At 42.8% G+C, this 22,129-nt stretch carries 22 protein-coding genes; 2 read left to right on the forward strand and 20 right to left on the reverse strand.

Annotated elements, in window-relative coordinates; translation table 11 throughout:
- Positions 1-154: 154 nt before the first annotated feature.
- The gene (locus ACRRS1_RS22545; RefSeq protein WP_432455290.1) at positions 155-841 is read right to left on the reverse strand and encodes a DUF2786 domain-containing protein; all 687 of its coding nucleotides are present in this window, start codon (positions 839-841) and stop codon (positions 155-157) included.
- A 217-nt stretch (positions 842-1,058) separates the two neighbouring features.
- Complete coding sequence (locus ACRRS1_RS22550) at positions 1,059-2,756, reverse strand: mechanosensitive ion channel family protein (protein ID WP_432468693.1); 1,698 nt, start codon at positions 2,754-2,756, stop codon at positions 1,059-1,061.
- A 182-nt stretch (positions 2,757-2,938) separates the two neighbouring features.
- On the opposite strand from ACRRS1_RS22550, the gene ACRRS1_RS22555 reads away from it, so the two are divergent.
- Positions 2,939-3,766, forward strand: coding sequence for a hypothetical protein (locus ACRRS1_RS22555; RefSeq protein WP_432468691.1), 828 nt, complete (start codon positions 2,939-2,941; stop codon positions 3,764-3,766).
- Between the two features lie 50 nt (positions 3,767-3,816).
- Here ACRRS1_RS22555 and trpB read toward each other — a convergent pair whose 3' ends face one another.
- From trpB to mioC, 16 genes are all read right to left on the reverse strand, one after another.
- The gene (gene trpB, locus ACRRS1_RS22560; RefSeq protein WP_432468690.1) at positions 3,817-5,040 is read right to left on the reverse strand and encodes a tryptophan synthase subunit beta; all 1,224 of its coding nucleotides are present in this window, start codon (positions 5,038-5,040) and stop codon (positions 3,817-3,819) included.
- Positions 5,041-5,194: 154 nt separating this feature from the next.
- Positions 5,195-6,556, reverse strand: coding sequence for a bifunctional UDP-N-acetylglucosamine diphosphorylase/glucosamine-1-phosphate N-acetyltransferase GlmU (gene glmU, locus ACRRS1_RS22565; protein WP_432468963.1), 1,362 nt, complete (start codon positions 6,554-6,556; stop codon positions 5,195-5,197).
- Between the two features lie 157 nt (positions 6,557-6,713).
- Positions 6,714-7,139 carry a F0F1 ATP synthase subunit epsilon gene (locus ACRRS1_RS22570; RefSeq protein WP_432455286.1) on the reverse strand — a complete coding sequence of 142 codons (426 nt, stop codon included), beginning with the start codon at positions 7,137-7,139 and terminating at the stop codon, positions 6,714-6,716.
- A 31-nt stretch (positions 7,140-7,170) separates the two neighbouring features.
- A complete protein-coding gene (gene atpD, locus ACRRS1_RS22575) occupies positions 7,171-8,547 on the reverse strand; it encodes a F0F1 ATP synthase subunit beta (RefSeq protein WP_432455285.1) in 1,377 nt (458 codons plus the stop codon).
- 35 nt (positions 8,548-8,582) lie between these two features.
- Entirely contained in the window at positions 8,583-9,446 is an 864-nt protein-coding gene (gene atpG, locus ACRRS1_RS22580; RefSeq protein WP_432455284.1) for a F0F1 ATP synthase subunit gamma, read from the reverse strand.
- A 29-nt stretch (positions 9,447-9,475) separates the two neighbouring features.
- On the reverse strand, positions 9,476-11,017 hold the full coding sequence (gene atpA, locus ACRRS1_RS22585; protein WP_432455283.1) for a F0F1 ATP synthase subunit alpha: 1,542 nt from the start codon (positions 11,015-11,017) through the stop codon (positions 9,476-9,478).
- Positions 11,018-11,031: 14 nt separating this feature from the next.
- A complete protein-coding gene (gene atpH / locus ACRRS1_RS22590) occupies positions 11,032-11,562 on the reverse strand; it encodes a F0F1 ATP synthase subunit delta (protein ID WP_432455282.1) in 531 nt (176 codons plus the stop codon).
- 20 nt (positions 11,563-11,582) lie between these two features.
- The gene (gene atpF, locus ACRRS1_RS22595) at positions 11,583-12,056 is read right to left on the reverse strand and encodes a F0F1 ATP synthase subunit B (RefSeq protein WP_432455281.1); all 474 of its coding nucleotides are present in this window, start codon (positions 12,054-12,056) and stop codon (positions 11,583-11,585) included.
- A 33-nt stretch (positions 12,057-12,089) separates the two neighbouring features.
- Entirely contained in the window at positions 12,090-12,344 is a 255-nt protein-coding gene (gene atpE, locus ACRRS1_RS22600) for a F0F1 ATP synthase subunit C (RefSeq protein WP_432455280.1), read from the reverse strand.
- A 45-nt stretch (positions 12,345-12,389) separates the two neighbouring features.
- Positions 12,390-13,202: a F0F1 ATP synthase subunit A gene (gene atpB / locus ACRRS1_RS22605; protein ID WP_432455279.1), complete on the reverse strand. Its 813-nt coding sequence runs from the start codon at positions 13,200-13,202 to the stop codon at positions 12,390-12,392.
- On the reverse strand, positions 13,192-13,596 hold the full coding sequence (locus ACRRS1_RS22610) for an ATP synthase subunit I (protein ID WP_432455278.1): 405 nt from the start codon (positions 13,594-13,596) through the stop codon (positions 13,192-13,194). The genes atpB and ACRRS1_RS22610 overlap by 11 nt, the downstream gene beginning before the upstream one ends.
- A 283-nt stretch (positions 13,597-13,879) precedes the next feature.
- The gene (locus ACRRS1_RS22615; RefSeq protein WP_432468689.1) at positions 13,880-14,800 is read right to left on the reverse strand and encodes a ParB/RepB/Spo0J family partition protein; all 921 of its coding nucleotides are present in this window, start codon (positions 14,798-14,800) and stop codon (positions 13,880-13,882) included.
- Positions 14,801-14,817: 17 nt separating this feature from the next.
- Positions 14,818-15,609 carry a ParA family protein gene (locus ACRRS1_RS22620; RefSeq protein WP_432455276.1) on the reverse strand — a complete coding sequence of 264 codons (792 nt, stop codon included), beginning with the start codon at positions 15,607-15,609 and terminating at the stop codon, positions 14,818-14,820.
- Positions 15,610-15,620: 11 nt separating this feature from the next.
- Positions 15,621-16,247 (reverse strand): 16S rRNA (guanine(527)-N(7))-methyltransferase RsmG, encoded by a 627-nt coding sequence (gene rsmG / locus ACRRS1_RS22625; protein WP_432468688.1) that lies wholly within the window; start codon positions 16,245-16,247, stop codon positions 15,621-15,623.
- Positions 16,248-16,256: 9 nt separating this feature from the next.
- On the reverse strand, positions 16,257-18,146 hold the full coding sequence (gene mnmG / locus ACRRS1_RS22630; RefSeq protein ID WP_432468687.1) for a tRNA uridine-5-carboxymethylaminomethyl(34) synthesis enzyme MnmG: 1,890 nt from the start codon (positions 18,144-18,146) through the stop codon (positions 16,257-16,259).
- A gap of 373 nt (positions 18,147-18,519) precedes the next feature.
- Positions 18,520-18,957 (reverse strand): FMN-binding protein MioC, encoded by a 438-nt coding sequence (gene mioC / locus ACRRS1_RS22635; protein ID WP_432455273.1) that lies wholly within the window; start codon positions 18,955-18,957, stop codon positions 18,520-18,522.
- Positions 18,958-19,311: 354 nt separating this feature from the next.
- On the opposite strand from mioC, the gene ACRRS1_RS22640 reads away from it, so the two are divergent.
- Entirely contained in the window at positions 19,312-19,632 is a 321-nt protein-coding gene (locus tag ACRRS1_RS22640) for a heavy metal-binding domain-containing protein (protein ID WP_432455272.1), read from the forward strand.
- A 96-nt stretch (positions 19,633-19,728) separates the two neighbouring features.
- Here the strand turns inward: ACRRS1_RS22640 and ACRRS1_RS22645 are convergent, their stop codons facing one another.
- Positions 19,729-20,733, reverse strand: a complete 1,005-nt coding sequence (locus ACRRS1_RS22645) for a cytochrome d ubiquinol oxidase subunit II (protein WP_432455271.1) — start codon at positions 20,731-20,733, stop codon at positions 19,729-19,731.
- Entirely contained in the window at positions 20,730-22,121 is a 1,392-nt protein-coding gene (locus tag ACRRS1_RS22650; protein WP_432468686.1) for a cytochrome ubiquinol oxidase subunit I, read from the reverse strand. Before ACRRS1_RS22650 ends, ACRRS1_RS22645 begins: the two co-directional genes overlap by 4 nt.
- Between the last annotated feature and the right edge of the window lie 8 nt (positions 22,122-22,129).

Raw genomic sequence — 22,129 nt, forward strand, 5'->3', positions numbered from 1 at the left:
ACATGAGCGCTTAGTTAGCTCGGTGTATACACCGAGCTAACCATCGAAAAATAATGACCAGAGCATTCAAACGAAGATCAATTTAAATCACTAAAGCAATACAGGATCACATCCGAAACAGCAAAAATACCCAATGTGTGCGTATCAATGAATATTAATTGTGGTTTAACTGCGGACTTGCTCGAGTACCTTCCACAGGACGATTCACCGATAGTTTGCGTCCCTTGGTGATCCCGGTTTGAAAATCTGGGGTAAGCTGACCCATTGAGGCCTTAATTTTCGCCTTAAAGGTTTCACGGTCTAACTTCTCAAACATCTCATCCAAGTAGTCATCCATATGTTCATTGCGTCCATCGCTTGTTAGATCGGGGAGTTTTTCTAAAGCCCCCTCCAACCAACCGGCAGTAAAAGAAGTCACCCGTCGTGCCACAGTGACATTATCCGTACCGGAACCGGCAAAGCTATTTCGAAATGAACCCACCTGTTGGTTCATTTCTCGATAAACAATATCAAATGCAAAGGCGGCAAATACGGCACGCTCGGCCATGCCAACAAATTCAGCTCTTTTTAAACCTTTATGATTAACCAGTACCGCTTCCACACCAAAACGTGAGTTAATACCACGAATAATGCGTAAGATATTTTCGTTTACATTGGCGGGTAACAAGGTTTGAGTAGAGGTTTTCCCCATTTGAATTAAATCAATATCGGCTTGCTCTAAGCCGTGTTTAAGCATTAAGCGATGCGCCATACGGATCGCTTGAGCAGCCTCATGAACATTAGAGGAGTTACCCAACTCTAAGCACTTTGCAATTTTTTCTAGGGCTCGTTGACGACTCACGAAATTGCTACAACCTCTGTTCAAAAATGAAGCGTCATTTTACTGGTTTTAGCCAAATTTTCCAGTAATACCGAGCCCAGAGCCAGCGCTTCGTTTAGAATTTAGACTCAATTTTCCACTTGAAACACCAAAAAGAAAACCCTCTGGCAATGCAATGGGGTCACTTTCCAGTCGTGCCAGCGTCGAATACAGCTCGCTTTAGAAGCAAACGAGGCTCTTATCCATTCGAATGTCCCTCACCACCATTGCCTGTAGAATAAACATGAACATCGCGCTGTGGGAAAGGGATCGAGATACCATCTTGATCGAAGCGCATTTTCACTTGTCGAGTAATATCCCAATAAACGTTCCAATAATCATCGGTTTTTACCCAAGGACGCACAATAAAATCTACCGAAGATTCATTTAAAATATGTAGTTTAACCATAGGAGCAGGTTCGGCTAACACCAATGGGTGCTTGGCTAATAATTCATTCAACACGGCTTCCGTTTTATCGATATCATCGCTATAGCCAATCCCAAAAACTAAATCAACGCGACGCAGTTTTTGTGCGGTTACATTTTTAATCACATCCCCCCAAATTTTACCATTTGGGATCACTAAGGTTTGGTTATCGATGGTTAAAATAGTGGTCGAAACTAAATTCATACTTTTCACTTTGCCAAAGACGCCACCGCCCACTTCCACCATATCGCCCACATCATAGGGACGATAAATAAGAATCATCATCCCAGCAGCAAAATTACTCAAGGTATCTTGCAAGGCAAACCCAATAATGAAACCAGCGACGCCTAACCCCGCTAAAACCGGTGCCAGTGATATACCAACTTGGGCCAAAGCAAATAAAATTCCAACAATAACCACGACCCGAGTCACCGAGGACACTATCATCTCTTTCATCAACGAAGATAACCGTAGCTTGGAAGAATCTAAACTTTTAATCAGTAACTTACGGGTTAAACGAGCAAGAGCACGAAATACAAAATAAATGAGTAACAACAAAAATATTTTGAAGATCCACTCTCCGCCGTGCTCAACAAAATACTCACTAAGTCGAACGACCCAACGTTTAGCAATACCGTTCAATACGTTGATATCCAACACATCGGTGGTGATTTGCCCACCTAATTTAAGCAATGTCTGTTGATAAAATCCGGTATTAAAACCAAGCTGAGTGAGTAATTCAACGGTTAATTTGAAGCTTAACCCTGCGAACGATAATTGCTCTTTGACCACGGCTAATTGGTCTTTTAGTGCTTGATCATCGGGAGTCAATTTAATAAATTGACTAAGCTCCCTGGTTTTATTTTCGAGTAAGCCAACCATCCCAGAAAATGATTCAGCCCGCAGATAAAGCAAATCGATCAGATGATGATTTTGATCCGTTACCTCAAAGCCAAGGGCTTGAAGATTATTAATTTGCTGAACCAAGGCCGAAAAAATCACATCAGATCGATTCAAGTAATCAATATATAACTGAAAAGACTTAATATTATCCGAAGGTTGTTGTGCGTAGGCTTTATTGAACAACTGCTGCTGTTGCTCGATCCTCTGAATTAAACTTTGATAATTATCGACGATAATTTGCTTAATTTGATGGTTTATAGCAGGTTCCGTAAAACCCAGAGCTTGTTGTTTAATTAAGTATTGGGTGAGCTGATTAATCGTTTCAAAGGAACTTAAATGACGCTCAACTAAACGATAATCGATGGCCGCTTGCTCGATAGCAGAGACCGTATTTATATTGGCTTGTATCTTTTCAATCCGCTGCTGTTGACGCTGATATTTTTCCAATAATAGCTGCGCTTGGTCGCTGCCAGAATCAGCCGCATGCAAGCAAAAAACAGCGCTCGAAAAAAATAGTAAAGCCCACTTCGTCAAACTCTGATACCACCGAACAAATTCCGTTTTCATCTCTGCCTCCTAAATAAACTACAAATAACTATAAAAAAACAAGCCAACAACTAATGATTAAATTATGTTTTATGATCGAAAGGGGCCGCTTAATCCTAAATCATAAGCCACAATGAATAGAACATGGCTCGGTTTGCAATCATGATTACGGATATCACAGAGCACTCAACTAAGGAAAGTATATGAATATAGCGCGTTGGCTAAGTAAACTTTGGTTAGTGAGTTTAGTCAGTTTTCCTATCAGTGCTGGAGAATGGATCTTCAAAACTGGAGCGTTTTGGTCACAAACAGACTCATCAGTCACAACTAAAAGCTTCGATAACCAAGATATTACCTTAGATTTTGAAGATAGTTTACAGCTAGAAAAACATCTGTTGTTACCCTTTTTCGAGCTGGGTTACAAATTTAATCAACGCCACCACGTCTACGCCGATTGGCGTCGTTTACATCGAAGCGCATCGAGCAAAACCAATTTTGGGTTTACCTTACCGAATCATCCCGATTCTGGCGTAATCGCTGGCGCAAATCTAAATACCCGGATGGATATTGATATTCTGAGTGCTGGTTATGGCTATTCATTTTATCAAAATGCTAAAACTGAAATTGGTGGCTCACTTGGTTTGCATGTGATGTTTATTGAAATGGGTTTTAGCGGCGATATCTCAGCTTGTGTCAATAATGCTGGGAGTATTATTTGTGATTCAACCGCGACCAATGGTGAAGTGGTTGATGAATCGGCCACCGCACCGCTACCAGATATCGGCTTATGGACCCATTATCAATTAACCGACGATTGGACACTGAATGCTCATAGTCAATTTTTTTATTTAAAAATTGACCAAGTGAAGGGTTATTTAGCCGATCTGAATGCCTCCGTTAGTTACCAGATCAATCCCAATTGGGATATAGAGTTTGGCTATAACTACTACATTGTTGAAGCAGAGTGGGATGAGATCCAACTTAAATATAATTATCGAGGGCCGATGGTAAACCTCGCTTATCGATTCTAGCCATCACTTATAGGCTACCAACGGGCTGGTAGCCTATAAGTTCACTTGCTTCAAATCAGTTCAGCAATCCCATATTGTTTACCATATTGTTCAATGACAAAGTCGATGTCTTTATCACCACGCCCCGATAAGTTAATTAAGATACGACCATTAAGCCCCTGTTTAGCAAGCTTAATCGCATGTGCAACCGCATGCGCCGATTCTATCGCTGGAATAATGCCTTCTAATCGCGATAGTTCAAAAAACGCATCAATCGCTTCTTGATCGCTCACAACCCCATACTGAACTCGACCTAAATCTTTTAAATAGGCATGCTGAGGTCCCACCGAAGGATAATCTAAACCACTGGCGACCGAATACACCTGTTGCGGTTCCCCTTGCTCATCCTTCAGCATATATGAATGGAATCCATGCATGGTCCCCGGCTCCCCTTTGGTTAAAGTGGCAGCGTGTTCACCCACTTGCTCCAAACTTCGTCCCGCAGGCTCACAACCATGCATCGCCACTGTTTCATCCTCCAAAAAGGCACTAAATAAACCCATTGCATTGGAACCACCGCCAATACAAGCGACTAAGTGATCAGGCAATTCACCGGTCATCTCTTGAAACTGCTGACGCGCCTCAATACCAATAATCGATTGAAAGTCTCTCACCATCATTGGAAAAGGATGCGGCCCAACCACCGAGCCGATGGCGTACAATTGACTATGAGGATCGGCCATATAAGCCTCAAATGCGCTGTCTACAGCCTCCTTAAGAGTTTTTCGACCATGAGTGGCGGGAATCACATTAGCGCCGAGAATTCGCATTCTCACCACGTTAGGATGCTCTTTGGCAATATCCACTTCCCCCATATGAATATCACATTCAAGACCAAGCAACGCGGCAGCTGTGGCCAGTGCTACCCCATGTTGGCCAGCACCAGTTTCGGCGATCACTTTACTCTTGCCCATTTTTTTCGCCAGCAGCACCTCACCCAAGCAATGGTTAATCTTGTGAGCACCGGTGTGATTTAGATCTTCGCGTTTGAGATAAATCTCACAACCATAAGCCTTGGACAAATTTTCCGCATGAAAAATGGGACTAGGCCGACCCACATAGTGTTGGTAAAGACGGCTTAGTTCCGCAATAAAACTCGGATCTTGGCGGATCGCATGATAAGACTTGGTAATGTCGTCCATGACCCGTTGTAGCTCCGGAGGAATAAAGCTTCCGCCGTATTCTCCAAAATAGCCTTGTGGGTTTGGCAAAGCATGCTCAAATTGATTTTGCATTATAAATTCCGATTAGAAAAAGCTTAGTTATACCGAATCTTATCAAGGAAATATGTGCGCTAGTTAGAGCTTCGATCGATAGCTTTCTTGAATAAATAGAGACTAAAACATAAAAAACGACCTAAGGTCGCTTTTTATAATAACATCAGTAAAGTCAGGCTTTTTTCACTGGCCGCTGCCAACCAGAAATAGTTCGTTGTTTGGTCCGAGAAAGAGCCAGCATTTCAGCATCCACATTACTGGTAATGGTTGAACCTGCACCAATGGTGGCATTTTTACCCACAGTAACCGGTGCAACTAACTGGGTATCACTGCCAATGAAGGCACCATCTTCAATAATTGTTTGAAACTTATTCACGCCATCATAGTTACAGGTAATTGTCCCTGCACCAATATTCACACCAGCACCAACAATAGTATCCCCAAGATAAGTTAAATGCCCAGCCTTGGAGCCTTGACCTAAGGTTGATTTTTTCATTTCAACAAAATTACCAACATGCGCATCTTGTTTTAATTTTGCACCAGGACGTAGCCGCGCAAATGGTCCCGCTGAAGCATCTTCGGCAAGGCTCGCTTGCTCAATAATACTGTTGGCTTTAATGGTGACGTTATCACCGATTTCACAATCAATTAAAATACAATTTGACTCAATGGTGACATTGTTACCCAAGCTAACTTTACCCTTGATAATCACATTAATATCGATGAAGCAATCATGACCCATGCTCAATTCACCCCGCAAATCAAATCGATTGGCATCGGCCAAACTAAGACCTTCAGCTAATAAACGCTCCGCTTGAGCAAACTGATAAGCCCGCTCTAAACGATTCAGCTGTACCCGATCATTTACCCCTTGAACTTCAACTTCAGAGTCCGGTTGTACCGCTTGTACCAAATGTCCTTCTTGAGTCGCCATTTCGATAATATCAGTCACATAGTACTCACCTTGCGCATTATCATTACTCAATTGCGCTAACCAACGATTAAAGTCATCACTATTAGCAACTAACACACCAGTGTTCACCTCAGTAATCTCCAGCTGCTCTGGGCTGGCATCTTTATGTTCAACAATCGCGGCAACACTTCCATTTTGCCGAACAATTCGACCATAGCCAGTGGGGTCAGCAAGATCCACCGTTAATAAGCCAATTCCGCCTTTTGGCTGAGCTTCAATTAAACGTTGGATGGTTTGTTGGCTAATCAGCGGAGTATCACCATATAACATCACCACCGCCTGGTTGGCGGCAAAATGCGGCGCTGCCTGCTGCATCGCATGACCCGTTCCTAACTGCTCTGCCTGCTCCACCCAATTTAGCTGAGGATCTTGGATCTGCTGTTGAATCAACTCACCACCATGACCATAGATTAAATGAATCGTTTGCGGCTCTAGTTGTTTAGCGGTATCAATAACATGTTGTACCATTGGTTTATCAGCAAGTTTATGCAAAACCTTAGGCAAGCTTGAGCGCATCCGTGTGCCTTTTCCTGCGGCTAATATCACTACACTAAAATTCATCATCTATCCTTCATAACGGTAAGCTTTGCTCAATTTAAACGAGTCTTTTCAAAAGTAGTGTAAGCCAAACCACTTTACTTTGGAATTCACCCTTGATATTGCATCTTTAAAATACAAAAAAGGCGCTCAATGAGCGCCTTTTTATACTTAAACTAAACTATCTAACGTTTTTACCGAGAATTTCGATAACCCGTAATTGCGCCATTGCTTTGGCTAATTCAACCTGCGCTTTGGCAAAATCGATATCGCTGCTAGGATTGCTAATGCTTTCCTCTGCCGCGTGTTTAGCTTGTTGGGCCTTGGCTTTATCGAGTTCGCTGCCTCGAATCGCGGTATCAGCTAAGACGATCACGTTTCCTGGTTGTACTTCCAAAAAACCACCCGAGATATAAATGACCTCTTCGTGTCCGTGCTGTTTTACCATGCGAACCATACCAGGCTTAATTGGAGTCAGTAATGGGGCGTGACCAAACATCACCCCTAACTCACCCTCTTCACCGGTTACTCGTAAGTGTTCAACGCGACCAGAAAAAATTTTCTTTTCCGCGCTTACCACATCCAAGTGAACTGTCATCGCTGCCATTTTAGCCTCCTGTTACGCCAATTGGCGATGCTTACATATTTTTGGCGCGCTCAAGCACGTCATCAATATCGCCAGCATACAAGAACGCTTGCTCTGGGATATCATCGTAATCGCCAGCCAATAGGCCTTTAAAGCTACGAATCGTATCTTTAAGCGGAATAAGCTTACCCGGGTTACCGGTAAATACTTCGGCTACGTGATAATCTTGCGTTAAGAATTTTTCAATTTTACGCGCTCGAGCTACGGTCTGTTTGTCTTCTTCAGACAATTCGTCCATACCTAGAATTGCAATAATATCTTTTAATTCTTTATAACGTTGCAGTACACCTTGCACGCCACGAGCAACTTCATAGTGCTCTTGACCAACCACTAAAGGATCTAACTGACGAGAGTTTGAATCCAATGGGTCAATCGCAGGGTACAGACCCATGGCCGCAATGCTACGGTTGAGTGTCACCGTTGCATCCAAGTGAGCAAAAGTGGTAGCAGGCGATGGATCGGTCAAGTCATCTGCAGGTACATAAACCGCTTGGATCGAAGTAATCGAACCAGTCTTGGTTGATGTAATACGCTCTTGAAGAACACCCATTTCTTCCGCCAAAGTAGGCTGATAACCTACCGCAGAAGGCATACGACCCAGCAGTGCAGATACTTCGGTACCAGCTAGGGTATAACGGTAAATGTTGTCAATAAACAACAGTACGTCTTTCCCTTCGTCACGGAACTTCTCAGCCATCGTTAGACCAGTTAACGCAACCCGTAGGCGGTTTCCTGGTGGCTCGTTCATCTGACCGTAAACCATGGCTACTTTATCAAGTACCCCGGCTTCTTCCATCTCGTAGTAGAAGTCATTACCTTCACGAGTCCGCTCACCAACACCCGCAAACACAGATAAACCTGAGTGTGCTTTAGCAATGTTGTTGATTAACTCCATCATGTTTACGGTTTTACCGACACCGGCACCGCCAAACAGACCAATTTTACCACCCTTAGCGAATGGACAAATTAAGTCGATAACTTTTACGCCGGTTTCTAATAATTCATTAGAACTTGACTGCTCTTCGTAACTAGGAGCAGCTCGGTGAATTCTGTAGCGCTCTTCTGTCGCAACTTCACCTTTACCGTCGATGGTATGACCAAGAACGTTCATAATACGACCTAAGGTGGCTTCACCTACAGGTACTTTAATCGCGTCACCAGTATCAACCACTTCTAGGCCGCGGCGAATACCTTCCGATGCACCCATACAGATACAACGTACTACGCCACCACCAATTTGCTGTTGAACTTCAAGGACTAAGTCTTCACCTTGAACTTCTAGAGCATTGTATACCTTCGGTACACTGTCATGTGGAAATTCAACGTCCACAACAGCGCCAATTACTTGGACGATGTTACCGTTACTCATGTTGATTCCTCTAAATATTGTGCTTATGCCTTGCCTTAAACGGCTGCAGCCCCCGCAGAAATTTCAGTCAATTCTTGAGTAATTGCTGCTTGACGTTCTTTGTTGTAAATCAACTGTAGTTCGTCAATCAGGTTACCCGAGTTATCGGTTGCCGCTTTCATTGCAACCATTCGTGCAGCTTGTTCACAGGCGAGGTTTTCAACCACCGCTTGATAAACTTGAGACTCGATATAACGAACCAACAAACCGTCGAGAATTTCTTCGGCGCCTGGCTCATATAAATAGTCCCAACTGCGAGACGCAATTTCTGGGTCATCTGCTTTAGGCAGCGGCAATAATTGGTCAATTTTGGGCTCTTGCACCATGGTATTAACAAACTTGTTATATACCACATAGATGCGATCTAACTTACCTTCGTTGTAAGCTTCAAGCATCACTTGTACGGTACCGACCAACTCATCGACAGTTGGGTGATCGCCCAAACCTGAGTTTTGAGCCAATACATTCCCACCATGGCTGTTAAAGAAAGAAGTTGCTTTACCGCCAATAACGGCCAAATCAGCACTCACACCTTTCTCTTTCCACTGCTTAATCTCAGTAACGGCATTCTTAAACAAGTTAATGTTTAAGCCGCCACAAAGACCACGGTCTGTAGACACCACGATATAACCAACACGTTTGGTTTCTCTTTCTATAACATAAGGATGTTTATATTCGAGTTTACCTAACGCGATATGACCAATAACTTTGCGCATAGCTACTGCGTAAGGTCGGCTACCTCGCATGCTGTCTTGAGAACGACGCATTTTACTAGCAGCAACCATTTCCATCGCTTTGGTAATTTTTTGAGTGTTTTTAACACTGGCAATCTTACCTTTAATTTCTTTAGCGCCGGCCATATCTATTCGCTCCTATTCGTCAGCTTAGATTACCAAGTTTGAGTCGATTTAAAGCTTTCAATTAATGACTTAATTGAAGCATCGATTTCATCGTTGTAATCGCCTTTCTGGTTAATAGACGCCAATAGATCGGCATATTCATTGTTGGCATAAGCTAACAATGCGCCTTCAAAATCAACAATCTTATTGATTTCAATATCAGCCAAGAAACCTTTCTCTGCAGCATATAAACCTAAGGCTTGCTCAGCAACAGTCAATGGGCTGAACTGCTTCTGCTTCATTAACTCAGTTACTTTCTGACCATGGTCTAACTGCTTACGCGTTGCATCATCTAAATCAGATGCAAACTGAGCAAAGGCTGCTAGTTCACGATACTGTGCAAGCGCAGTACGAATACCACCTGACAGTTTCTTGATAATCTTAGTTTGTGCTGCACCACCCACACGAGATACCGAAATACCAGGATCAACCGCCGGACGAGTACCAGAGTTGAATAGCTGGCCAGTCAAGAAGATTTGTCCATCGGTAATCGAAATTACGTTGGTTGGTACGAAGGCTGATACGTCACCGGCTTGAGTTTCAATAATCGGCAAAGCCGTTAATGAACCCGATTGACCTTTAACTTCACCTTTAGTGAACTCTTCCACATATTTTTCATTAACCTGAGCTGCGCGCTCTAGCAAACGAGAGTGTAGATAGAATACATCACCAGGATAAGCTTCACGGCCAGGTGGACGACGCAATAACAATGAAATTTGACGATAAGCAACCGCTTGTTTCGACAAATCATCATAGATGATCAAAGCATCTTCACCGCGATCTCGGTAGTATTCACCCATTGCACAACCTGCATAAGGTGCTAGGTATTGTAATGCAGCTGAATCAGACGCTGAGGCTGCAACAATGGTAGTGTATTCCATGGCGCCAAACTCTTCTAACTTACGCACAACGTTAGAGATAGTTGAAGCTTTTTGGCCAATCGCCACATAAACACATTTAATACCGGAGTGTTTTTGGTTAATGATGGCATCAACCGCAATTGCCGTTTTACCAATTTGACGGTCACCAATGATCAATTCACGTTGACCACGACCAATTGGGATCATTGAATCAATCGCTTTAATACCAGTTTGAACTGGTTTATCGACCGACTTACGTTCCATCACCCCAGGTGCAATCACTTCGATAGGTGAGAATCCATCATGTTCGACAGGTCCTTTACCATCAATTGGTTCACCTAGTGTATTCAGGACTCGTCCTTGTAGGCCACGACCTACAGGTACTTCCAAAATACGACCAGAACTTTTAACTTTGTCACCTTCTGCTAAATCAGCATAAGGTCCCATCACAACCGCACCTACAGAGTCACGCTCTAGGTTTAATGCGATGGCATAACGACTACCAGGAAGCTCAATCATTTCGCCTTGCATTACATCAGCAAGACCATTAATACGAATAATACCGTCACTAACAGATACGATAGTACCTTCGTTACGAGCTTCACTGACAACTTCGAACTGTTCAATACGTTGCTTGATCAGATCGCTTATTTCAGTGGAATTCAGTTGCATGCTCTATTCCCCAATTACGCTTGTAGTGTATTAGATAGTTTTGCCAATTGCCCTTTTACGGAGCCATCAATCACCAGATCACCAGCTTGAATATACAAGCCAGCCAACAGTGAGGCATCGACACTACAGTTAAGCTTCACTTTGCGCGACAAGCGCTGCTCTAAGGAAGCACTAATTTGCGCTTGCTGCGCGGCATCTAACTCAGAAGCAGAAACAACCTCAGCGGTTATCTCTTTAGCCAATTCGGCTTTATATCCTAAGAACAGCGCTAACACAGCAGGCAACGCCTGTAAACGGCCATTTTGTGCCATTAACTTCAAGAAGTTAAGGCCATGCTCATCAAGCTGCCCAGCACAAACAGTGGTAAATAAATCTACCAAGGTCTCTACCGATTGCCTTTTTAACTGAACAGATACATGTTCATTCACCGCCACTTCGGCGACAAAAGCTAACATATTCGTCCACTCTTCTAAGGCTTTATGCTCAATGGCAAAATCAAACGCAGCTTTAGCGTAGGGACGAGCAATGGTGGTTAAATCAGCCATAAGCTCTACCTTTTATCCCTTTATTTCAGCTCAGCGACTAGTTTGTCAACAATCTGCTTGCTAACTTCTTTGTCGATAGAATGCTGAATAATTTTTTCAGCACCAGCGATGGCCAAAGCAGCCACTTGCGCACGTAATTCTTCACGAGCACGATTGCGTTCAGCTTCAACTTCAGCGTTTCCATGAGCGATAATTTTCTCACGCTCAACGTTAGCTAACTCTTTTGCTTCGTCGATAATTTGAACTTTACGTTTGTTAGCTCTGTCGATAATACCTGCGGCCTCAACCTTTGCTTCTTTCATTTGTTCAGAAGCATTAGCTTGCGCTAATTTAAGATCTTTACCCGCACGATCAGCATCAGCTAATCCATCCGCAATTTTCTTCTGACGAGCTTCAATCGCATCAATTAATGGCGGCCATACGTATTTAACGCAAAACCAACAAAAAAATGCGAATGCGATCGCTTGTCCAAGTAATGTTGCATTGATATTCACAACGACACCTCCCTAAGTTAAGGAATCGAAGGATTAACCCAATAAGCCAATAAACGGGTTAGCGAAAACGAAGAATAGCGCGATACCTACACCAATCATTGCGATCGCATCAAGAAGACCGGCAACAATAAACATTTTGGTTTGTAGGGTAGACGCTAGCTCAGGTTGACGAGCCGCTGCTTCAAGGAATTTACCACCAAGCAGACCAAAACCAATCGCAGTACCCAAAGCACCTAAACCGATTAGTAGTGCAGCCGCTATAGCAGTTAAACCAACAACAGTTTCCATAATTATCTCCAATATATATGTGTTAGGTAGTTCTAATTTAATTAATTAATGATCTTCATGAGCTAAAGCTAAGTAAACAATGGTTAGCATCATGAAAATAAACGCTTGAAGCACAATGATCAAAATATGGAATATTGCCCATGGAACTGACAAAGCCCACTGAGCCCAAAATGGAACAAGGGCGGCAATAATAATAAAGATCAATTCACCCGCATACAGGTTACCGAACAAACGCAGCGCCAGCGAAAATGGCTTAGCCAACAAAGTGACCGATTCCAATAAAAAGTTAAAAGGAATAAAAGCCCAGTGATTAAATGGTTGTAAAGTAAGTTCTTTTACAAATCCACTCACACCTTTCACTTTAATACTGTAAAAAAGTATCAATACAAACACTACCAAGGCCATGCCAAGAGTAATGTTTAAATCAGTAGTGGGTACAATTTTAGAGTATGGTATGCCTGCTTGAGCGGCGGCTTGAGGAAGAAAATCAACAGGGATTAAGTCCATCAGGTTCATGAGGAAAACCCAAACGAAGATGGTTAAACCAATTGGCGCAATGACTTTATCGCTACGATGAAAAGCATCTCGTACCGAGCCATCAACAAATTCCACGAGAATTTCGATAAAACATTGAAACTTTCCGGGAACGCCAGATGTTGCTTTTTGTCCCGTTCTATAAAAAACAAATAAGAACAGAACCCCCAAGACAACTGATATTAGGAGTGAATCAACGTTAAATGTCCAGAACCCTGCTTCATGACACCCATGGTTAAACGCGAGGCCACCAGTTTCGGCCACGCACATTTGTGCATTAGTCAGGTGATGCTGGATATAACCTGTAACAGATTCAGCAGCCATTTATCATCCTATTTTTCTTAGTCAAAAAAATAGAGGCGGTCCATTGCGTTAAACTACTGAGAACAAAACCGAGCAGTAGAGCGAGGGGCTCCACCTTAAGCAGGGTAAAGACCAGTACAAACAATATGGCAATAAGAGATAGTTTTACGACTTCCCCTAGATAAAAACTTGTTACTACTTGTTTTTGCTTAGTTGCACCGACAAACCGAAACGCCATCAGCGTAAATAAGCTATTGGGTAGTAAGAAGATTATACCTCCGAGTAACACAGAAATAGCAATATCCTTATTAAAAAAGAAACCACTGTTTAGCGTTAGTAATACGACAAAACTCGTCTGAAAAATAACATAATAAAGCGCCTTGCGACGAATTGCAGATGTTAAAGAACCAGACATTCTCGACCTCTACTAGTGTTTTACGTTAAACCTAAAGCCCAGACTAGGGCGAATAGGCTTGCTAAAAAGCCTAATGATTATACGTTGAAAGTCTGGTTTTGCAATCAGAAGCCGCGTTCAATTCACTAATTCGTAACAGCTTATATAAACAAAATATGGTTATTGTTAATTTTTATGTTACAAACCAGATAGTTTGGTCAGCTAAAGGTGAAATATAGTGTTTTAAATATGCAACATAGGTAACCAAGATCAAAGACTTGTGGCACAAATTAGTTTATAAAAACTAAAGTGTTTCATCCGAGTCGATGAAAAGCCCCAAAATAGCATCTAACTCATCTAAGCTAGCATAGTCGATCACTAATTTTCCTTGGCCTTTTTTATTTTGCTGGATCTTTACCCCTGCCCCCAAACGCTCACTAATTCGTTGTTCTAAACGACTAATATCGGGATCGACCTTAGCAGGTGCCTTTGGTTCTTTGGGATTGAGAACCGCCTTCACTAATTTTTCTGTATCACGAACTGTTAAACCTTTAGCAGCAACACTACGCGCGGTTTCAGCCTGAACTTCTCCCGTTAAGGCTAATAGCGCACGAGCATGGCCCATTTCTATATCGCCATGCTCTAACAGAATTTTCACATCGGCATCGAGACTATTTAAACGTAATAAATTGGTCACTGTGGTACGAGATTTACCAACCGCATCAGCCACTTGTTGATGAGTCAGTTCAAACTCATTCATTAAACGGTCTAAGGCCACTGCTTCTTCCATAGCATTCAGATCTTCACGTTGAATATTTTCAATTAAGGAAATAGCAACCGCGTTTTCATCACTCACATTTTTAATTAAACATGGAACTTCATGTAAATGAATTTGTTGCGAGGCTCGCCAGCGGCGCTCACCGGCGATAATTTCAAACTGATTGTCACCGACTGCACGAACTACAATCGGTTGAATCACCCCTTGCGCTTCGATGGAATGCGCTAATTCTTCCAGGGCTTCCGCTGACATATCTTTACGAGGTTGATATTTACCTGGCCGCAACAATTCGATGGGTAAACGACGTAAATCACCACGATTATCATCGACAGTTTGTTGGTTAGTATCGGCTTTCGTATCTTCTTCAACCTGACGTTGACGAGCATTATTACTGGTACTTAGTAATAAATCTAAACCTTTACCTAAACCGCGTTTTCTCGCTGACATGTCTTTATCCATACTCATTAATCCAGGGCCATCGTTTGTGCTTCTTCTTCATGGCGACGAATAATCTCTCCGGCCAATGCAAGGTAAGCCTTAGAACCACTTGATGTTTTATCATAATACATGGCTGGTTTACCAAAGCTAGGCGCTTCGGCTAAACGTACGTTTCGAGGGATCACTGTACGGTAAACTTTTTTACCAAAATGTTGTTTAAGCTGATCACTAACATCAGAACCTAAGCGATTACGTGGATCAAACATGGTACGTAGAATACCTTCTACTTTTAAATCAGGATTCACTACCGAGGCCAACTTACTGATAGTGTCAACCAGGGCAGTTAAACCTTCTAATGCGTAATATTCGCATTGCATTGGGACTAATACTGAATCAGCAGCTGCCATTGCATTCACGGTGAGCATGTTTAATGAAGGCGGACAATCGATAAAAATATAGTCGTAATAATCACGCACAGGAGCTAATGCATTACGTAAACGGACTTCCCGGGCAAAAAATTCCATGAGTTTAATTTCAGTGGCGGTCACATCTGAATTCGCGGCAATTAAATCGAAAAAACCACTGGTTTCTTTAATTACGACCTGTTCGATCGGCTCTTCGTCAATCAACAATTCATAGGCTGTTTTTGGTGCATCATATTTATCAACACCGCTGCCCATGGTTGCATTGCCTTGTGGGTCAAGGTCGATTAACAATACTTTACGTTTAGTGGCTGCCATTGAGGCTGCTAAATTCACGCTAGTGGTTGTTTTCCCTACGCCACCTTTTTGGTTGGCTACCGCAATCACTCTACCCACAATATTTTCGCCTAAAAATTGGTTTTATCAATAATAACTAGATGTCGCTGACCTTCAAGTTCGGGAACCGTTAAACTTTCAATACGGTGTAAATGGCAACCTTCAGGTAAACTTTCTAGCTCTTGTTTGGGCACTAAGCCCTTTAAGGCATAGAATTTACCATTATTTGCAGGTAAGTGAGAACACCAGTTCAACATATCGTGCAAAGAAGCAAAGGCTCTGCTTATTACACCATCAAATTCTAGGTTTTGTTGATAATTTTCGACCCGGCTTTGCACCGCAGTCACATTTTTTAGCTTCAGTAAATGGCATACCTGACGAATAAAGGTGATTCGCTTACCTAAACTGTCGAGTAAAACAAACTGCTTATCTGGATTAATGATTGCCAAGGGTAAGCCTGGTAAGCCCGGACCGGTCCCTACATCAATAAAGCGTTTCCCCTGTAAGTGAGGACTAACCACTAAACTATCTAAGATGTGTTTAACTAACATTTCCATGGGATCTCTCACTGAAGTGAGATTATAAGCCTTATTCCACTTATCGAGTTGTTCAACCAAACAAACCAATTGTTCTATTTGTAATTCTGTCAGTTGTAACTGAGTTTGGGCCAATAGGCCTACAAGACGTGATTTTAGCACCCGATCATCCTAAGCCGACTTACGCGCTAAGTCGTGTTTTTTCAAATAAACTAATAATAATGAAACCGCCGCCGGTGTAACCCCCGAAATTCGCGCTGCTTTGCCAATGGTTTCAGGTCGTGCATTGGTCAATTTAGCAACAACTTCATTGGATAGCCCACTAATTTTTGAAAAATCGAGATCGAGCGGTAAAAGCGTATTTTCGTGTTTTTGGGTTTTCTTAATTTCTTCAAGTTGACGCTTGATGTATCCCGCATACTTGATTTGAATTTCTACTTGCTCGGCCGCATCTTGTTGGGCTAAACCGGGACCAAAACCTTCAATCCCCATTAATTTCTCATAACTGAGTTCAGGGCGACGGATCAATTCTTCTAAAGAATGTTCACGAGTAATCGGATTTTTCAATAAAGGGTTTAATTGATCTAATTGGATTGAATTAGTATGTACCCAAGTATCTTTTAATCGTTGGCGTTCTAATTCAACGGCTTCCATTTTGATATTAAATAACTGCCAACGATGTTCATCAACCAAGCCGAGTTGATGGCCCTGTTCGGTTAAACGTACATCTGCATTATCTTCGCGCAATAATAAACGATATTCGGCTCGGCTGGTAAACATCCGGTAAGGTTCTTTGGTGCCTAAAGTTGCTAAGTCGTCAATTAGTACGCCCATATAAGCTTGATCGCGACGTGGCGCCCAACTATCTAAACCTTGAGCAAATAATGCAGCATTTGCGCCAGCAATTAAGCCTTGCGCACCAGCTTCTTCATAACCAGTTGTCCCATTAATTTGACCGGCAAAGAATAATCCTTTTAAGTATTTGTTTTCTAAGCTTTGTTTTAAATCTCGAGGATCAAAAAAGTCATATTCAATGGCGTATCCTGGACGGGTGATATGGGCATTTTCTAAACCTTTCATTGAATGGACTAAATCAACCTGTATATCGAAAGGTAAGCTGGTTGAGATCCCATTAGGATAAACTTCATGGGTGGTTAGTCCTTCTGGTTCAATAAAGATCTGATGAGAATTTTTATCGGCAAAACGAGTTACTTTATCTTCAATTGAAGGACAGTAACGTGGCCCTACGCCTTCAATTACGCCAGTAAACATTGGGCTACGGTCAAGACCACCACGGATAATGTCATGCGTTGCTTGATTGGTATGGGTGATATAACAAGGGATCTGTTGCGGATGATCGCTGGCTTGACCAATGAACGAAAATACCGGAGTCGGGTTATCGCCTGGTTGAGGTTGCATGACCGAGAAGTCAATGCTACGAGCGTCAATACGAGGAGGTGTACCGGTTTTTAGACGATCGACTCGGAGAGGTAATTCACGTAAGCGTTGTGCTAGTGCAATCGATGGTGGATCGCCTGCACGACCACCGGAGTGATGATTTAGGCCAATGTGGATCATACCACCTAAAAAAGTACCTACGGTTAGCACGACACTGCGAGCACGCAAGTGCAACCCCATTTGGGTAACAACACCAACCACTTGATCGTTTTCTACGATCAAATCATCACAAGCTTGTTGGAAGATCGTCAGATTTTTTTGGTTTTCTAAGCGATGTCGGATCGCGGCTCGATAAAGCATTCGATCAGCTTGAGCACGAGTCGCTCGAACTGCTGGTCCTTTGGAAGAATTAAGTGTTCTAAATTGGATCCCGGCTAAATCGCTTGCTTGAGCCATTAAACCACCTAAGGCATCTATTTCTTTCACCAGATGGCCTTTACCAATCCCCCCAATAGCGGGATTACAAGACATTTGACCCAGAGTTTCAATGTTGTGAGTAAGTAATAAAGTGTTTTGTCCCATACGGGCTGCAGCTGCAGCAGCTTCGGTACCAGCATGACCACCACCGATTACTATTACGTCGTATTGTTGTTTATAGAACATTTCTTAATACCTCAAACCTGCCAGATCCCCAAAGGGTGCAGCATTTTACTGGTTAAGCGTCGATAAGGGAATGCTTAGATCAGAATTAGATCTATAAGGGATCTCTATAAATATATATATAAGATCTTTCTTTAAAGATCTTTTATTAGATCTACTATTAGGATCACCTTGATCTGTAGATAAGTCATTTTTTATGAATTGGATCATTCACTTAGATCAGATCAGATCTTGTTAGCAGAACCCGATCTAAACAGGGGACAAGCTGGGATCTAAAATGCTAGTTATCCACAAATAAAATCATTCAAAAGTTATCCATAGGAATAAGTGTAGTTAATTAAGAGCTAATCACTATGCTTATCCACAGGAAATAATTTTAGATCAGTTCGTTTTTCCAGCAGTTTAGCCACTCAACAGCGGGTTCTTCAGGCACAGGATCGACATCGACATCGATTTCTAAGCGATCTTTTAAGCGTTTTGCGCCTAATTTTTCCAGTTGTTGATCAAGTTCTTTTCCCGCTCCACAAAAGGTATCGTAACTACGACTGCCGATCGCGATAACAGCATAGCTAATTTCGGAAAGATCTGGCTGTTGTTCGAGTAAATATTGATAAAAGGGTTGTAAATTGTCTGGAATATCGCCAGCACCATGAGTCGAGCTACAAATAAGCCACAGCGCGTGAGGCTTTAATTCAGAAAACTCTGCATTTAGATGGATGATGACCTTATGTTGTTCACTTAATAAGGCTTCTAATTCATCGGCGACGTATTCAGCTGAACCTAAGGTTGATCCCACGATTATTTCTATATCCATTTTACATCCTGTTTATCCACAACGGTTTGGCTATTGTAACTTGATCTTTGGTTGATTAACTAGTTGCGGATTAGTTGTGAGTGAGTTGTTGATAGTTTTTATCATTTTAAAGTTATTGAGTATTAGATATAAGCGCTATAAGGGATGATCCCTTTTATTGTTTGTGGGTAAGTATTATTCACAATTTAGTGATCCTTACTTTTTATACTGTTTTAAGGAAGGTATTTGGGTGACAAATGCGGATGTTGATCTTTTAGAAAAGTGATAACAGATACCAATAGCATGCTGCATTACTCGCATCATTACGCTTTATGCTTTAGCTTTATTAAGTGGGGTCGAATGAAAGGAGGGTAAATGATCTATTCAACGACGGAAACCATTCCTGGCCGTGAAATTGAGGTCATACTTGGTATTGTTACGGGCAATGTAGTGCAGGCGAAACATATTGGTCGCGATATTATGGCGGGCCTTAAAAGTATTGTTGGAGGAGAAATTAAGGGCTATACCGAGATGCTGAGTGAAGCGCGAGACTTAGCTGTACAACGCTTAGTGGCAAGCGCTCAGCAAAAAGACGCAGATGCAGTGGTGGGGATCCGTTTTACTACGAGCGCTATCATGGATGGTTCTTCAGAAATCATGGTATTTGGTACGGCGGTGAAACTTAAGGCTGAATAGTTCGCTTGTTGGTCGTGAGTATCGATGATTTATTTGGATATAAAAATAGAGCGCCATTGGCGCTCTTTACATCATTGAAGGTATAAATTTTTATGGTTAATGGTAGTTAAGTGAGGTGGCTTTACCTCTAAACACCCAATAAGAAAACGCGGTATAGGCTAAAATAATCGGCACGACTACGACCGCACCCAGTAAAATCACGGTTAAAGATTCGGGGGCCGAAGCGGCCTGCCAAATCGTCATTTGTCCCGGAACCACATAGGGGAAGAAGCTAAAGCCAAGTGCGCTGAAACACAGCAAGAAGATTAACATGACCAGCATAAATGGTAGCCAGCAGTGGCGATCATTGGCTTTGGGTAAGCGGTTTAGCAAGATATCGTTGAAGATAAAGGCAGCGAAGCATACGACCGGGATCAATAATACAAACATGACCAAGGGGAAGTCGAACCAACGATCAAATACCCCTGGATTGACCAGCGGATTCACCAGCGAAACCGCTAGAACGCCAATAAAGCAAAGTCGGCCAGTGATTTTTGCCCATCTTACCGCGCGCTGCTGTAATTCACCTTCTGTTTTCATTACCAACCACGCTGAGCCTATGTAGCTATAAGCTGCGGTGACGCCAAGGCCACTCAATAAGGCAAACAGATGAGCACTGATACTATTTTCAAACCCCATCACATAGAGGCCTAACATATAACCTTGGGCAATGGTGGTGAGAATTGAGCCGGCTTTAAAGGTTCTATCCCAAGCGAGCTTATAATCGATGGCTGCCTTGGCTCTAAAGTCGAAGGCGACACCACGCATAATAAGTCCGATCAACATAATTGCGACCGGTATATAAAGGTGATAAAGCACGATGCTATGTGCCGCCGGAAAAGCAATCAGCAAAATGCCGATTGCCAATACCAACCAGGTTTCATTGGCATCCCAGAATGGACCAATCGAAGCTATCATGGTATCGCGTTGGGCTTCGTCGGTTTCGCCTAATGGCAGTAAAATACCAACTCCAAGATCGTAGCCATCCAAGATGGCGTAGACCAATACCGAGAGCCCCATCAGGCCAATAAAGATAATGGCTAACCAGTATGCATCAATCATGCTTTGCTACTCCCTTTGTGATTCTCTAAATTTGACTCGATATGGCTAAGACTGGCATCGGCCTGCGGTGAGCTAGTTTCAAACTCTTCTACTTTGACAGCCTTACGTGCCATCGATAATAGGGTATGGATGTAGGCCCACAACAAGAAGGCGTAAACCACTAAATACATGATTAATGAAAAACCTACATTTGCCGCAGGTAGGCTGGTGACAGCGTCTTCGGTGCGAAGTACTCCGGTGACCAACCACGGTTGGCGACCTATTTCAGTGACATACCAACCAGCGAGGGTGGCGACCCAACCACAGAAGGTGGTAGCAACTAAGATCTTTAAGGTCCAGTTGGGGAGTTTGCCTCGGCGGAGCAAGCAATAACTACTAAACCAGCTGAGGGCGATCATCAATAAGCCCATGCCGACCATGACCCGGAAGCTCCAGAACACTGGGGCTACTGGGGGATGGTTATTTTCAAACTCATTTAGCCCTTTAATTTCACCCTCTAAGTCATGGGTTAAAATGAGGCTGGCTAAATTGGGAATAGCGATGGCATATTTGTTGGTTTGGGTTTCTTTATCGGGCAGTGCAAATAGCAGTAGTGGTGCGCCTTTCTCGGTATGCCAAATACCTTCCATCGCGGCAATTTTTGCTGGTTGATGTTCTAGGGTGTTTAAACCGTGAAAATCACCAACCACAGCCTGAGTTGGTGCTAACACCGCGGCCACCAGTAAACTTACTTTTAAGGTGAGTCGAGGGGCTTTTTTCACATCCCCTTTGAGGATCCGGTAAGCAGAAATACCAGCTATAAAGAAAGATGCGGTGAGTCCCGAAGCTATCAACATATGGGTGAGTCGATAGGGGAATGATGGGTTGAAAATAATCGCCAACCAATCGGTGGGGTGAGCGACGCCATCACGCATTTCAAAGCCTGCTGGGGTTTGCATCCAGGAATCCAGCGCTAAAATCCAAAATGCCGATAGGCTGGTGCCAATCGCCACCAGCACGGTGGCTAAGGTATGAATTTTATTGGGAACCCGTTTAATACCAAATAGCATGATACCGAGGAAAGTTGCTTCTAAGAAGAAGGCGGTTAGTACCTCATAGCCAAGCAGTGGTCCGGCAATATTGCCCACGGTTTCCATATAACCTGGCCAGTTGGTGCCAAATTGAAAAGACATGGTGATCCCGCTGACCACACCAATGGCGAAGGATAAGGCAAAAACCTTCACCCAAAAACGGTAGGCTCGCATCCAAATTGGCTTACCAGTCATATCGTGGCGAACTTTAAAAAATACTAAAAACCAACACATCGCAATGGTGATGGTTGGAAATAGGATGTGAAAGCTAATATTGGCTGCAAATTGCATCCTGGATAATATCAGGGCATCAAACATGGTTTGCC

The sequence above is a fragment of the Agarivorans sp. Z349TD_8 genome, from assembly GCF_050870825.2.
Taxonomy (GTDB): domain Bacteria; phylum Pseudomonadota; class Gammaproteobacteria; order Enterobacterales; family Celerinatantimonadaceae; genus Agarivorans.